Annotated in this window: 13 protein-coding genes; 9 read left to right on the forward strand and 4 right to left on the reverse strand. The window is 64.8% G+C overall.

Annotated features, from left to right (window positions below; translation table 11 throughout):
* Positions 1-31 precede the first annotated feature (31 nt).
* Genes ABIB90_RS21840 through ABIB90_RS21870 form a run of 7 tightly spaced genes read left to right on the forward strand, consistent with a single transcriptional unit; the run spans position 32 to position 8,178 of the window.
* Positions 32-961 (forward strand): ABC transporter permease, encoded by a 930-nt coding sequence (locus ABIB90_RS21840; protein ID WP_354168307.1) that lies wholly within the window; start codon positions 32-34, stop codon positions 959-961.
* Complete coding sequence (locus ABIB90_RS21845) at positions 958-1,848, forward strand: ABC transporter permease (protein WP_354201342.1); 891 nt, start codon at positions 958-960, stop codon at positions 1,846-1,848. The genes ABIB90_RS21840 and ABIB90_RS21845 overlap by 4 nt, the downstream gene beginning before the upstream one ends.
* A 7-nt stretch (positions 1,849-1,855) precedes the next feature.
* On the forward strand, positions 1,856-2,962 hold the full coding sequence (locus tag ABIB90_RS21850) for an ABC transporter ATP-binding protein (RefSeq protein ID WP_007595769.1): 1,107 nt from the start codon (positions 1,856-1,858) through the stop codon (positions 2,960-2,962).
* Positions 2,963-2,983: 21 nt separating this feature from the next.
* Positions 2,984-3,475 (forward strand): (2Fe-2S)-binding protein, encoded by a 492-nt coding sequence (locus ABIB90_RS21855; RefSeq protein WP_354168303.1) that lies wholly within the window; start codon positions 2,984-2,986, stop codon positions 3,473-3,475.
* A gap of 2 nt (positions 3,476-3,477) precedes the next feature.
* Positions 3,478-5,865: a xanthine dehydrogenase family protein molybdopterin-binding subunit gene (locus tag ABIB90_RS21860; RefSeq protein WP_354168301.1), complete on the forward strand. Its 2,388-nt coding sequence runs from the start codon at positions 3,478-3,480 to the stop codon at positions 5,863-5,865.
* 11 nt (positions 5,866-5,876) lie between these two features.
* The gene (locus ABIB90_RS21865; protein ID WP_354168299.1) at positions 5,877-6,674 is read left to right on the forward strand and encodes an FAD binding domain-containing protein; all 798 of its coding nucleotides are present in this window, start codon (positions 5,877-5,879) and stop codon (positions 6,672-6,674) included.
* Between the two features lie 16 nt (positions 6,675-6,690).
* Positions 6,691-8,178: an amidase gene (locus ABIB90_RS21870; RefSeq protein WP_354168297.1), complete on the forward strand. Its 1,488-nt coding sequence runs from the start codon at positions 6,691-6,693 to the stop codon at positions 8,176-8,178.
* A gap of 3 nt (positions 8,179-8,181) precedes the next feature.
* Here ABIB90_RS21870 and ABIB90_RS21875 read toward each other — a convergent pair whose 3' ends face one another.
* A complete protein-coding gene (locus ABIB90_RS21875; RefSeq protein WP_027519799.1) occupies positions 8,182-9,081 on the reverse strand; it encodes a LysR substrate-binding domain-containing protein in 900 nt (299 codons plus the stop codon).
* Between the two features lie 202 nt (positions 9,082-9,283).
* Here ABIB90_RS21875 and ABIB90_RS21880 point away from each other — a divergent pair, with 202 nt between their 5' ends.
* Positions 9,284-10,081, forward strand: coding sequence for a fumarylacetoacetate hydrolase family protein (locus ABIB90_RS21880; protein ID WP_219681205.1), 798 nt, complete (start codon positions 9,284-9,286; stop codon positions 10,079-10,081).
* A gap of 99 nt (positions 10,082-10,180) precedes the next feature.
* Here the strand turns inward: ABIB90_RS21880 and ABIB90_RS21885 are convergent, their stop codons facing one another.
* Together ABIB90_RS21885 and ABIB90_RS21890 are read right to left on the reverse strand one after the other, a co-directional pair.
* Entirely contained in the window at positions 10,181-11,032 is an 852-nt protein-coding gene (locus ABIB90_RS21885; protein WP_354168293.1) for an HpcH/HpaI aldolase/citrate lyase family protein, read from the reverse strand.
* On the reverse strand, positions 11,032-11,484 hold the full coding sequence (locus tag ABIB90_RS21890; protein WP_007595761.1) for a MaoC family dehydratase: 453 nt from the start codon (positions 11,482-11,484) through the stop codon (positions 11,032-11,034). The genes ABIB90_RS21885 and ABIB90_RS21890 overlap by 1 nt, the downstream gene beginning before the upstream one ends.
* Positions 11,485-11,713: 229 nt before the next feature.
* Here ABIB90_RS21890 and ABIB90_RS21895 point away from each other — a divergent pair, with 229 nt between their 5' ends.
* Positions 11,714-12,880, forward strand: a complete 1,167-nt coding sequence (locus ABIB90_RS21895) for an acyl-CoA dehydrogenase family protein (RefSeq protein ID WP_007595760.1) — start codon at positions 11,714-11,716, stop codon at positions 12,878-12,880.
* 61 nt (positions 12,881-12,941) lie between these two features.
* On the opposite strand, the gene ABIB90_RS21900 is transcribed toward ABIB90_RS21895, so the two are convergent.
* A complete protein-coding gene (locus tag ABIB90_RS21900; protein ID WP_354201343.1) occupies positions 12,942-14,528 on the reverse strand; it encodes an AMP-binding protein in 1,587 nt (528 codons plus the stop codon).
* Positions 14,529-14,539: the final 11 nt, after the last annotated feature.

Here is a 14,539-nt window from a genome sequence, read left to right on the forward strand (position 1 = left end):
AAGCGCCGGCGTGGCGATGCGCCGGTGCCAAATGACCGAGTTCGAGGCGTTTGCCGACATGCAGCCAAGCCTTAGTCCAGCTCTTAGTCCAGCTCAAACCTCACCACGCGCAAATCTCGCCGGCTGGCTCTACGTGTCTCCGCTCGTGCTGGTGCTCGTGCCATTCTTCGTGGCGCCGATCCTGGTCGTGCTGGCCGCGAGCTTCTTTGCCACCGACGGCTTTGGCGGGCTGACGCCGGGCTTCACGCTCGCAAGCTATGTCGAGGTGCTGCATTCGGCGCTGACGCTGAAGCTGTATCTCGCGACCATCAAATTCACGGTGCTGACCTGGATCTTCACACTGATCATCGGCTTCTTCGTCGCCTACTTCCTGGTGTTCCACGTCCGCAACCAGTTGCTGGCGATTGGCCTGTTCCTGCTCTGCACGGTGCCGTTCTGGACCTCGAACATCATCCGGATGATTTCCTGGATTCCGCTGCTCGGCAAGGAAGGCCTGATCAACCAGGCGCTGCTGGGGCTTGGCGTGATCCGCCAGCCGTTGGAAGTGCTGCTGTTCTCGGACCTGGCGGTCGTCATCGCCTATGTCCATCAGCTCACCATTTTCATGATCGTGCCGATCTTCAATTCCATGGCACGGATCGACAAGAAGCTGATCGAGGCCGCGATCGATGCCGGCGCCAGCCGTTTCGACATCATGCGCCTGATCGTGGTGCCGATGTCCAAGAGCGGCATCGCCCTCGGCACCATCTTCGTCGTCTCGATCGTGATGGGCGATTTCTTCGTGGTCAAGGTGATGTCCGGCGGCGGCTCGGCTTCGGTGGTAAGCGCGTTCTACGAGGACGTCGGCGTGCTGCAATATCCGACCGCGGCGGCCAGCGCAGTGTTGCTGACGCTGGTGCTGGTCGCGATCGTCTCGCTGATCCTGCGCACCGTCGACATCAGGCAGGAGATCACGCGATGAGCGCGGTTCTCGCCGACATGCCCGAAACGGTTGCTCCCGCGACTACCAAGGCGATCGCGCCGAACACAGGCGGCCGGCCGTGGACGTTTTACGCGCTGGCAACGCTGTTTGCGTTCTATGTGCTGGCGCTGTACGGCCCGATGTTCTGTATCTACGTCCTGTCGTTCCAGGACATCCGCGGCGGCCTCGTCTTCCCGATGAAGGGACAGTCGCTACACTGGTTCGTCGATCTCTTCACCCAGGTGCGGACCGGCGACGTCAAGGGCTCGTTCGACCGCTCGATCAAGCTCGCCGTCATTGTCACGGTCATCACGGTGATTGTCTCGTTCCTCGCCGGGCTCGGTTTTCGCAAGCGCTTTCGCGGCGACACCGTCGTGTTCTACATGATGATCGGCAGCCTGGTCGCGCCGGGTCTCGTGCTCGGCCTCGGCACCGGTCTGTTGTTCCAGGCGCTCGGGCTCAATGCGAGCTGGTACACCTCGGCGCTCGGCGCGCAACTGTCCTGGACGCTGCCGTTCGGCGTGCTCGTGATGTTCGCGGTGATGTCGCGCTTCAACCATGTCTGGGAGGAGGCGGCCTACGACCTCGGCGCCAGCCGCTGGCAATCGATCCGGCTGGTGATGATTCCGGTGCTGGCGCCCGGCCTCGTCGCGGTCGCGCTGTTCGGCTTCACGCTCTCCTACGACGAGTTTGCGCGCAGCCTCCAGACCGCGGGCTCACTGAACACGCTGCCGCTGGAGATCTGGAGCATGACGCTGAACGTCACGTCCCCCTCACTCTATGCGCTCGGGACGGTGACGACGATCGTCTCCTTCATCGTGATCGGCGCAAGCCTGGGCAGCATCGTGCTGATCCAGAAAAAGCGCGGCAGCAGCACAAAGGGTTGAGCTGAGAATGAAGAGTGATCGCGGCGATATCGAACTGGCGGGCGTCTGCAAGAGCTTTGACGGCGTCACCAATGTGGTGGACGGTGTCAATCTCAAGATCGCCGACGGCGCCTATTGCTGCTTCATCGGTCCCTCCGGCTGCGGCAAGACCACGATTTTGCGCATGATCGCCGGCCACGAGGACCCGACCGCCGGCGAGATCGTGATCGGCGGGCAGAACGTCGTCGGTCTTGCGCCGGTGCAGCGGCGCACCGCGATGATGTTCCAGTCCTACGCGCTGTTCCCGCATCTCACCGTGCGCGACAACATCGCGTTCGCCTTGCGCGTGCGCGGCATGTCGAAGGCTGACCGCCTGCGCGCTGCGGATGCCATGATCGAGAAGGTGCGGCTGACGCAATTCGCCGACCGCCTGCCGGCGCAGCTCTCCGGCGGCCAGCAGCAGCGTGTGGCGCTGGCGCGCGCCGCGATCACCGAGCCGAGGGTACTCTTGCTCGACGAACCGCTGTCCGCCCTGGACGAGCAGCTCCGCGTGCAGATGCGCCAGGAGCTCAGGCGGATGCAGCAGGAGCTCGGTATCACCTTCATCCACGTCACCCATACCCAGCTCGAGGCGATCGCGCTCGCCGATCTGGTGGTGGTGATGGAGCAGGGCAGGATCAAGCAGGCGGGCGCGGCCCGCGACGTCTATGCCCATCCGCACGATCGTTACGTCGCTGAGTTCATGGGCGGGCAGAACGTGCTGTCGGGGCGGGTCGAGAAGGTCAACGGTTCGACCTTTACGCTCGCGCAGGCCGCGCCTGATGGCATCGAGGTCCCGCTTCAGGCGCGGTCCACGGTGAGCGTCGGTGACAAGATCGATATCGCCGTGCGCCGCGACGATGTCGCGCTGGTCCGGCCGGGCAGGGAACTACCGCCGGGCTGCACCACGTTGCTGCCGAGTCGTGTGCTCGCGATCGAATACCAGGGATATTTCGTCAAGGTCATGCTCGACACGGTGCCGGACGACGCGTTCGTGGCCTACGTGCCGGAAAAGACCTTCTTCGCGGATCCCTTCACCGTCGGCGACGTCGTGATGGCCACATGGGCCACCGGCAGCGCGCTTCCACTCGCCTAAAGACCCGTCGCGCACAGGAGTATGATCGTGCAGATATCCTTCACACTCAACGGACGGCCGACCACTGTCGATGTCGAACCGGCGATGCTAGTCGCCGAGCTGCTGCGCGAGCGGCTCAACCTCACCGGTACCCATATCGGCTGCGACACCAGCCAGTGCGGCGCCTGCGTGGTGCACCTCGACGGCCTGCCGGTGAAGAGCTGCACGCTGCTCGCGCCCGCGCTCGACGGCGCGACGCTCCTCACTATCGAAGGGCTTCATGGAGCGCCCGGTTCGAACCAGCTGCATCCGATGCAGGAAGCGTTTCGCGAGCATCACGGCCTGCAATGCGGCTTTTGCACGCCCGGTATGCTGATGACAGCGGTGGCGCTCGCGACCGAGAAGCCGGACCTGACGGAAGCCGACGTCCGTCACGGCCTCGAAGGCAATATCTGCCGCTGCACCGGCTATCAGAACATCGTCGTCTCGGTCATGGCTGGCGCTGCCGCCATGAACACCGCGAGGGGAGAGTGACCATGGGCAATGTGATCGGGATCGGCGCTTCACCCAAACGGAAAGAGGACCAGCGCTTCCTCACCGGCCGCGGCAATTACGTCTCCGACATCAAGCGTCCCGGCATGACGGCGGGTGTGTTCGTGCGCTCGCCGCACGGACACGCGATCCTGCGCGGCATCGACAAGAGTGCGGCGCTCGCATCGCCCGGCGTCATCGCGGTCCTGACCGGCGAGGATGCCGCCGCGGACAAGCTGGGATCGCTGCCCTGCGGCTGGGGTATCTCGGATGCCAAGGGCGTGCCGATGAAGGAGCCCCCATTCCCGATGCTGGCGCAGGGCAAGGTGCGCTTCGTCGGCGACATGGTGGCCTTCGTCGTCGCGGAGACGCCGGCGCAGGCCAGCGCGGCGGCCGAACTGCTCACGGTCGATTACGAGGTGCTGCCCTCAGTGGTCGGCGTGCTCGAAGCCGTGCGGCCCGGCGCGCCGCAATTGTTCGACGACGTGCCGAACAACCTCTGTTGCGATTGGGAGCTCGGCGACAAGGCCGCGGTCGAGACTGCGTTCCGGAAAGCGGCGCATGTCGCAAAGCTCAGCCTCGTCAACAACAGGCTGATCGGCAACCCGATGGAGCCGCGCGCGGCGATCGCCGAATATGAGCCCGGCACGGATCGCTTCACGCTGTGGACCACCAGCCAGTTCCCGCATGTCGTACGCTTCCTGATGGGCGCGCTGGTGCTGAACATTCCGCAGCACAAGCTGCGCGTGGTCGCGCCCGATGTCGGCGGCGGCTTTGGAGTCAAGCAGTTCCACTACGGCGAGGAGGCCGTGATCACCTGGGCCGCCAAGCGCGTGATGCGGCCGATCAAATGGGTCGCGAGCCGGTCGGAAGGCTACGTCTCCGATCGTCACGGCCGCGATCACGTCACCGAGGCCGAGCTTGCACTGGACGAGACCGGGAAGTTCCTGGCCTTCCGTGTCAACACGCTCGCCAATATGGGCGGCTATCTCTCGACCTTCGGGCCGAACATCCCGACCAATCTCTACGGACCGCTGCTCGGCGGCGTCTACACCACGCCGGCAATCTACTGCAACGTGAAGGTGGTGTTCACCAATACCGTTCCGGTCGACGCTTATCGCGGCGCCGGCCGTCCCGAGGCGACCTTCGTGCTGGAGCGCATCGTCGACGTCGCAGCCAGCGAGATGGGCATCGATCGCGTCGAGATCCGCCGGCGCAATATGATCCCGAAGGAGGCCTATCCCTACCAGACGCCGGTGCTGGTGCAGTATGATTCCGGCGATCCGATGGGATGTCTCGACGGCGCTCTTGTCGCGGCCGACGTCAGGAATTTCGGTATCCGCAAGGCGGAGTCGGCGCGCAGGGGCAAACTCCGCGGGCTCGGCTACTCGACCTATGTCGAGGCCTGCGGCCTCGCGCCGTCGCGCTTCGCGGGACGATTGGGCGCGCGCGGCGGGCTCTATGAGAGCGCCACGGTGCGGGTGCATCCGACCGGCCAGGTCACGGTCATGATCGGCACGCACAATCACGGCCAGGGCCACGAGACGACGTTCGCGCAGATCGTCTCGGAAAAGCTCGGCGTCGCGTTTGACAATGTCGACATCGTGTTTGGCGATACCGATCGCGTGCAGTTCGGCATGGGTACCTATGGCTCGCGTTCGCTGGTGGTTGGCGGCGCGGCGCTGTCGAAGGCGACCGACAAGGTGGTCGCGAAAGGCAAGAAGATCGCGGCGCATCTGCTTGAAGCGGCCGAGATGGACATCCAGTTCGAGGCCGGAAAATTCTCGGTCGCAGGCACCGACCGCATGAAGACGTTCGAGGAGATCGCGGGCGCCGCTTACGTGCCGCACGACTATCCGCTCGAAGTGCTGGAGCCGGGACTGGAAGAGCAGGCTTATTATGATCCCGTCAACTTCACCTATCCCGGCGGCTGCCACATCGCCGAGGTCGAGATCGACCCGGAAACCGGCACGGTGACGCTGGTCAATTACACCGCGGTGGACGACGTCGGCACGGTCATCAACCCGATGATCGTCGAGGGCCAGTTGCACGGCGGCATCGTGCAGGGCGTCGGTCAGGCGCTGTACGAGAACGCGGTCTATGACGAGGGCTCGGGCCAGCTGCTATCGGGCTCGCTGATGGACTACTGCATGCCGCGCGCCGACCATATGCCGATGATGAACATCTCGACCCATTCGACGCTGTGCACGCACACGCCGATGGGCGTGAAGGGCTGCGGCGAGGTCGGCACCATCGGTTCGCCGGCCGCGGTGATCAACGCGGTGGTCGATGCGCTGTCGCATCTCGGCGTCACCCATGTCGACATGCCGGCGACGCCGAACCGGATTTGGCGCCTGCTTCAGAATGCATCGCTGCCGGTCGCTGCGGAATAGGGAGGACAATCATGAAACCGTTTGCCTATCACCAGCCGGACCGGATTCCCGACGCTGCCAAACTGCTGACCTCGATCGAGGACAGCAAGCTCGTCGCCGGCGGCATGACGCTGATCCCAACGCTGAAGCAGCGGCTGGCGAGCCCGCCTGCCTTGATCGATCTGTCGAAGCTCGGGAATCTGAAGGGCATCACCGACGGCGGCGCCACCATCACCATCGGTGCGATGACGCCACACGCGGTGGTGGCCGCCTCGAAGCTGGTGCAAGGAAAGATTCCCGGTCTCGCCGCGCTGGCGTCGATGATCGGCGATCCCGCCGTGCGCATTCGCGGCACGATCGGCGGCTCCGTCGCGAACAACGATCCAGCGGCCGATTATCCGGCAGGTGTGCTCGGTCTTGGCGCGACCGTCGTCACCAGCACGCGCGAGATCGCGGCCGACGGGTTCCTCCGCGGCCTGTTCGAGACCGCGCTCGAGCCTGGCGAGATCATCACGGCGATCCGCTTTCCGGTGCCGCTCAAGGCGGGCTACGCCAAGTTCAAGGCGCCAGCGTCGCGCTATGCGCTGGTCGGCGTGTTCGTCGCGAAATTCGCCGATGGCGTTCGCGTGGCCGTGACCGGAGCGGGCTCCGGCGTATTCCGCGTTCCCCCGATGGAAGATGCGCTGTCTCGAAGTTTCGATCCGTCCGCGATCGCGGCGATCAAGATCGACACCGAGGGTCTCACCTCCGACATCCATGCCGAAGCCGACTACCGTGCGCATCTCGTCACGGTCATGGCCAAGCGCGCCGTCGACGCGGCGCTCAGCTAGCACTTTAGGGTTGATGATGACTGATGGTTTTGGCCGAACGGCCTTCCCGCCGGCGCTGACTGGCCTTGGCTCGCTTTCCGCAACCGAGATCCTGGCCGGCTACCGGCGCAAGGCGTTCACTCCGCGCGATGTCGTCGACGACACCATTGCCGCCCTGGAGGTGACGAATGGGGCCTGCAACGCGGTGGTGACGCCGATGTACGAGCAGGCGAGGGCGGAGGCCGATCGTCTCACCAGGGAGATGCGTGCCGGCGAGGCCAAGGGGCCGCTCGCCGGTATACCTGTGACGATCAAGGACCTGGTCTTTGTCGCAGGCGTGCCGGCCTATGGCGGCTCGCCGATGAACAAGGCATTCGTGCCCGATGCCGATGCGGCCGTTGTCTCGGCGCTGAAGGAGGCGGGTGCAATCGTCACCTGCAAGACCACGACCTGCGAGTCCGGATACAAGTTGACGGCGGACAGCCCGGTCACTGGCACCACGCGCAATCCCTGGAACGCCGGTCGCACCAGCGGCGGATCGAGCGGCGGCGCGGCGGCGGGCGTTGCCGCCGGCTGCGGTCCGATCGCGATCGGAACCGATGGCGTTGGCTCGATCCGCGTGCCCTCGTCCTTCTGCGGTGTGTTTGGCCTGAAGCCGACCTTTGGCCTGGTGCCGCGTTCGCCCGGCTTCTCGCCACCGTCCTGGGGCTCGCTCGCACATACCGGGCCGATCACGCGCACGGTTGCGGATGCCGCGCTGACGCTGGAGATCATCGCCGGCTACGATCTGCGCGATCCCGCGAGCCTGCCGGTGGCGGCGCGGCGGTTCGATACGAAGGCCGCGCCGTTGAACGGCATTCGTATCGGCGCCAGCGTCGATCTCGGCTACGCCGCTGTCAGCCCCGATGTGCGCGCGGCGTTCGGCAAGGCGTTGGCCATTCTCGATGCCTGCGGCGCGCAGGTCACCATGGATGGTCCGGGCCTCGATCCCGGCATCCTCGAGCACACGCTGAAGCCGATCGCCTTTACCGAACAGGCGGCGGCTGTCGCGAGCAAGACCACGGCCGATCTCGCCAGCTCCGAAGCAGATTATCTTGACGTCATCAGTGCCGGCCGGCGCTACAGCGGCACGGACTATATCGAAGCGGGGTATCGCCGCGGCCAGGCTCGCAGCGGCTTCCTGAAGCTTTTCGAGCGCGTCGATGCGCTGGTGACGCCGACCGTCGCGGTGACTGCGTTCGAGGCCGGCCGTCTCGGCGTCGAGACGATCGACGGCGGCAAGGTCGATCCGCATCTCGGCTGGTCGCCCTTCACCTGGCCGATCAACCTCGCCGGCCTACCGGCCGCGACGCTGCCCTGCGGCTTCGATCGCGAGGGAATGCCGATCGGCTTGCAGATCGTCGCTGCCTGGCTCGACGAGCCCACGATCTTCCGCATCGCCGCTGCGTTCGAAGCGGCGCAGCCCTGGGCAGCGTTCTGGCCGTCACTGGCGCTCCGCGAAAAGCCGGCGCGCGCGAAGGCATGAAGCTCAGGACAGCTCGATCGGATCGCCGCGGCCGCTGAGCTCCTCGTCGAGGCGCAGATAGTGCGCGAGATAGTCGTGCAAGGCGGTCGCCGCCTTCGAGGTCGCGCCGCTCGACTTGTAGAGCAGCAGCTCGATCTTCGGCAGCGGCGGCAGGCCCTCGTTCGGGCCGATCTCGCGCATCGCCGGCACCAGCGCGCTGCGGCCAAGTACAGTCACGGCCATGCCGGCGAAGGCCGCCGCCTGGAGGCCGCCGACGCTTTCGCTGACGCAAGCGATGCGCCAGCGCAAATTCGCGCGTTCCAGCGTGTCGATCGCGTAGTCGCGATAGATGTTGCCCGGCGGTAGCAATGCCAGCGGAATGGGCCGTTCCTGGTGCGCGGCGGACTGCTCGCCGGTCATCCAGACCAGTTGCTCGCGCCGTACCACCTGGCCGCCCGTAAAATCGTTCATGCGGGTGACGAGCGCGATGTCGACATCGCCGCGCTTGACCAGGCCCACCAGCGGCGTCGAGAGCGCGCAATTGAGCTCGACCTGGACGCGCGGGAAGGATTTTCGGAACACGCTGAGGATCTGCGGCAGCATGAAGGCGGCATAGAGGTCGGGCGTGCCGAGTACGACCTGACCCTCGATCTCCTGCGACGCCAGCTGCGAAATCAACTCGTCATGCAACCGCAGGATGGATTTGGCGTAGGTGAGAACCGTGGTGCCGTCCTCACTCAGCGTCAGCCGGCGGCCGGCATGCTCGAACAATTGTTTCCCGGTGAGCTCCTCCAGCCGCTGCAATTGCAGGGTGATCGCCGGCTGGGTGCGGCCCAGCCGCCGCGCGGTCTCGGTAATGCTGCCGGTCTCGACCACGGAGATCAGCGACCGGAGCATGCGGATATCGAGGCTGATGAGGTTCATGCGGCATCCATGTCGCCCAGAATTTATGCAAGTTCCATGCTAGTGGCGAAAGGGAGCCGGTTTGGAAGGCGCGGCTGCAGGTGGCCTGTTCTCGTCGATCAGAGGACGTGCCGGTGCAGCATTGCTGGCATACTGAATATTGATTATCAGGCGGGTCGGCGCGCATGATGCGCCCAACGAACATAAAAAGGGAGCACAAAACATGAAAGAGATCTCACCAACGCGACGAGAGCTGCTCGCAATTGCCGCGGCCGCAGGTGCTGTTTCGATCGCGGAAGTTGCGCCGGCTGCGGCGCAGACGGGGCCGAAGCCGATCTTTCCAGTGCCGATGGTCACCATCCCGATCGTCGGCGAAACCCAGGTGTTCCAGGTCCGACGCATCTACTGCATCGGGCGCAACTACGCGGCGCATGCGATCGAGCGCGGCTCGGACCCGAACCGCGAGCCGCCGTTCTTCTTCCAGAAGCCGACCGACGCAATCCAGAACGTCGCGATCGGCGAGGTCGCCGATCATCCCTATCCGTCGCTGACCAAGAACTATCACCACGAGGTCGAGCTGGTCGCCGCGCTGAAATCCGGCGGCAGCAACATCCCGGCCGAGAAGGCGCTCGACCACGTCTATGGTTACGCGCTCGGCCTCGACATGACCCGGCGCGATCTCCAGAACGGCATGGCCGCGGAGAAGAAGCCCTGGGAGATCGGCAAGAGCTTCGACCACGCCGCGGTGCTCGGCCCGATCCACCCGGCCAGCAAGACCGGTCATTTCGACAAAGGCGCCATTTCGCTGGCGATAAATGGCACCGTGAAGCAGAGCTCGGATCTCAGCAAGATGATCTGGAGCGTGGCCGAGCAGATCGCAAAACTGTCGGAAGCGTTCGAGCTCAAGGCCGGCGACATCATCTATTCCGGCACGCCGGAGAATGTCGGTCCGGTCGTGAAGGGCGACGTGCTCTTGTGCAAGCTCGACGGCTTGCCGGACATGTCGATCAAGATCGTCTGATCTTGGCCTCTCCCCGCGTGCGGGGAGAGGCCGGAATTTGCGCGAGCAAATTCCGGGTGAGGGGGACTCTCCGCGAGTTCAGTTTATTCCGTTCCTGATCTAGCTCTGGCCGAGAATCTTCATCGCAGCACGAAGATGCGGCTTGTCGATCATCTGGCCGTCGAGGCGCAGCGTGCCGGAGTTCGGATTGCTCGCGAATGCTGCGATCACCTTCTCGGCCCAATTGCGCTCGGCCTCGGTCGGTTCGAACGCCGCGTTGACCACGTCGACGTGCTTAGGATGGATCAGCGCTTTCGCCGAAAAACCGTCGCGCCGCGCCGCGCGCGTTTCCTGTTCGAGCCCGATGAGATTGTCGATCTCGGTATAGACGGTGTCGATTGGCGCGACTTCGGCCGCGGCGGCCGCCATCAGGCAGAGATCGCGCGCCAGGCGATAAGGGCTGTGGAACACGCCGCCTGACGCTTTCTCGGTCGCACCGAGCGAGGCCGAGAGATCCTCCGCGCCCCACATCAGGCCCGCGAGGCGAGGAGAGCAGCCCTTGTAGCTGCCGAGCCCGAAGATCGATCCTGCGGTTTCGGTCGCGACGCAGACGATGCGCGTTGCGCCGATGGCGATGCCAGCCGCAGCCTCCAAAGCTTCCAGCCAGGTCGCGACCTGCCGCACGTCGTCGCCGCCCTGCGATTTCGGCAGCACGATGCCGTCGGGCTTGCCCGGCATCACCGCCGCGAGATCGGCGAGCGTCATGCCGGTGTCGAGCGCGTTGACCCGGACATAGAGCTGATGGGGCTTGTTGCGGCCGTTGAGCATCGCCAGCGTCAATCCGCGCGCCTCCGGCTTCTTGTCGGTGACGACGGAATCCTCGAGATCGATGATCAGCGCGTCGGCGTTGCCTTCGCTGGCCTTCTCGAATTTGCGCGGGGAGTCGCCCGGCACGAACAGCATCGAACGCATCAGACCGGCCTCTTGTGCATCATCGCCATGCGGCGGCATTTTCCGACGATCTCGTCGTTCTGGTTGAGAGCGTGGTGCTCGAACTCGACGATGCCCGCCTTGGGGCGCGATTTGGATTCCCGCAACGAAAGCACCTTCGTCGTCGCCCGCAAAGTGTCGCCATGGAAGACCGGTTTCGGAAAAGTGACGTCGGTCATGCCGAGATTGGCGACGGTGGTTCCCATGGTCGTATCATAGACCGTCATGCCGATCATGATGCCGAGGGTGTAAAGGCTGTTGAAAATGCGCTGGCCGAACTCGGTCTGGGCCGAAAAATGCGCGTCGATGTGCAGCGGCTGCGGATTGAGGGTCAGCAGGCTGAACATGGTGTTGTCCATCTCCGTGACGGTCCGCGTCAGGGGATGCCTGAACTCCTGGCCCACCGAAAACTCCTCGAAATAAAGTCCGGCCATCGCGGTCTTCCTCCCTGCGAAATAACGGCGCGTTCACACCGTGGCGCCGCATGATCCCATGCATGGTACACACAGTTGGCAGGCAAATTCACGTATCTGTGCCCGGTTTTTCAAGCTAAAGAACGCAAGCGAGGGCACGTCCGGGTACAGTCATCGGCCACGGCCCTCGCATGGGAAACGCGAAGAGGCGGGAGATTGCGCGGGCGCGGCTCCCAGCAAGGAGACCATCATGGATTTCGCGCTCACGGATCAGCAGGAGGCCATTCGCGACGCTATCGCGAAGATCTGCGAAGACTTTCCCGACGCCTATTGGCTGAAGAAGGACCACGACGGCGGTTTTCCGCACGACTTCCATAAGGCGCTCGCCGACGCGGGCTGGCTCGGCATCTGCGTGCCGGAGGCCTACGGCGGCTCCGGCCTCGGCATCACCGAGGCCGCGATCATGATGCGCGCCATCGCGGAATCCGGCGCCGGCATGTCCGGCGCATCCGCGGTGCACATCAACGTGTTCGGCCTCAATCCCGTGGTCGTGTTCGGCACCGAGGAGCAGCGCAAGCGCATGCTGCCGCCAATGGTCGAGGGCCGCGAGAAGGCGTGCTTTGCCGTGACCGAGCCCAACACCGGCCTCAACACCACCCAGCTCAAGACCCGCGCGGTGGCCAAGAACGACCGCTACATCGTCAACGGCCAGAAGGTGTGGATCTCGACCGCGCAGGTCGCGCACAAGATCCTGCTGCTGGCGCGCACCACGCCGTTGGAGGAGGTGCGCTCGCCGACGCATGGGTTGAGCCTGTTCTATACGGACTTCGATCGCAACAGGATCAAGGTCCACGAGATCGAGAAGATGGGCCGCAAGGTCGTCGATTCCAACGAGCTGTTCTTCGAGGATTTCGAGATCCCCATGGAAGACCGCATCGGCGAAGAAGGCAAAGGCTTCCAGTATATCCTCGAGGGCATGAACCCGGAGCGCATTCTGATCGCAGCGGAAGCCGTCGGTCTCGGCAAGCTCGCACTGTCGCGCGCGACCGAATACGCCAAGACCCGCGTGGTGTTCAACCGGCCCATCGGCAAGAACCAGGGCATTCAGCATCCGCTGGCCGTCAACTGGGTGGAGCTCGAGGCGGCCTGGCTGATGGTGATGTCGGCCGCCTGGCAATACGACAAGGGCATGCCTTGCGGTGGCGCCGCCAATGCCGCGAAATACATTGCGGGCGAAGCCGGATATCATGCCTGCGAGCAGGCGGTGATGACCCATGGCGGCTTCGGCTATGCCAAGGAGTTCCACGTCGAACGTTACTTGCGCGAAGTTCTGATCCCGCGCATCGCACCGGTCAGCCCGCAGCTTGCGCTCAGCTTCATTGCGGAAAAGGTGCTGGGGCTGGCCAAGTCATACTAGGCTTGAGCGCGCACCATTGTGGGGCGCTGCGATGGTCGCCTCCAAGCGAAGCCCATAGACGTTATTCGGCAGCGATCCGCTCCATCGCCATGGCTCGAAGCCGGGCGCGCTGGATCTTGACGCCGTTGGCACTGTCGGTGACGGGGAAAGCTTCCACGACATAGATCCGCGCCGGGACCTTGTAGCCGGCCAGCCGCTCGCGCAGACGCGCGATCAACGCGTCCTGCTGCGGCGGCTCGTGGTGGGGTTCCCGGGCGGGGATCACGAAGGCAACGCAGCGGGCGTTTCCCTTCAAATCGACCGCGACGACCTGGGCATCGGCCACGCCAGCGCACGATTTGAGCTCGTCCTCGATCTCGCCGGGCGCAACCAGGAAGCCGCCGAGCCGCATGGCATCGCCCGCGCGGGTTTCGTAGACGAAGGAGCCGTCGCCGCGCAGCCGGCCGATATCGCCGGTGCGGAAGAAGCCATCCGCGGTGATGGCGTCGCGCGTCGCATCGGGATTGTTGTAGTAGCCGAGGAAGCGTGACGGCGCCCGGATCTCGATCTCTCCGGATACACCAGGAGCCGCAAGTTCGCCGCTCTCCGTGTCGCGCACACGGACCCTTGCCTCCGGCGACATCGGCCAGCCGCCGCCCTCGATGCGATCGGTGAAGCCATCACTCGAGTGTGCGATCGAGAACAGCGCCTGCACCTCGCTCGAACCGTAGAGGCCGTGCAACGGCATGCCGCGCGCCTCGGCCTCGGCAGCGAGCTCGCGCCAGCCGGGCTGGAACGCGGCAAAGCCGCAGAGTTCGAGATGCGGAAACGGATGCGGCGCCTCGGCGAGGGCGAGGATGCGGCGGAACATTTCATCCGAGCCAAAGGCGTGCGTGATCCCGCACTCGCGGAGAATTTTCAGCGCCGGCGCCGCCTCGAAGGCGTCGAGCACATGGACGGTCGCGCCCGCTGCGACGAAGCCGAGCAGGCTCGTCATGCCAAAAGTGCCGCAGAACGGCAGCATGGCCAGCAGCGCATGGCGCTGTGGCGAGAGTTTGAGCGCCTTGGCAACGCAGGCGGCGTGCGTGGCCAACGTTCGCTGCGAATGCGCGACAAGCTTCGGTCCCTTGGTGGTGCCCGATGTCGTGTAGAGCAGAACCGGCAGATCGAAATCATCCTGAGCCGGCGGGGCCGGCGGATAGGGCTTCTCGAAGGCATCGAGGCGCACGCAGGGCCATTGGGCGGGAATCTCATCCGCGCCGACCACCGCGATCTCTCGCAGCGCAGGCACCTCGTCCTTCGCAATGTCGGCGAGAATAGCGACAAAGTCGATCGAGCGGAACGCGGCTTCGATCACCATCAGACGGGCGCCGGACAGCTTCAGGAGATGCGCGACCTCCGCGCTGCGGTAGCGCGTATTGACGGCGGCGACGATTGCCCCAAGCCGGGCGGCCGCGAACAGCAGCGGGATCCATTCGATCCGGTTGACCAGCCAGACCGCGACGACATCGCCCTTGCCGATACCGCGCGCGGCAAGCCAGGCGGCGGTCTGCTCGATCTTTTCCGAGAATTCCGCGCGCGAGACCGGCGTGCCGTCGAACACGAAGGCCGGGTCGGCGGCGGCTTCGGTCCGGATCAGCGATTGCAGCGAAAATTCGTTAGCGCTCATGGCAACCGGGC

Origin of the sequence: Bradyrhizobium sp. JR4.1, assembly GCF_040548605.1 — a bacterium.
Taxonomy (GTDB): Bacteria; Pseudomonadota; Alphaproteobacteria; order Rhizobiales; family Xanthobacteraceae; genus Bradyrhizobium; species Bradyrhizobium canariense.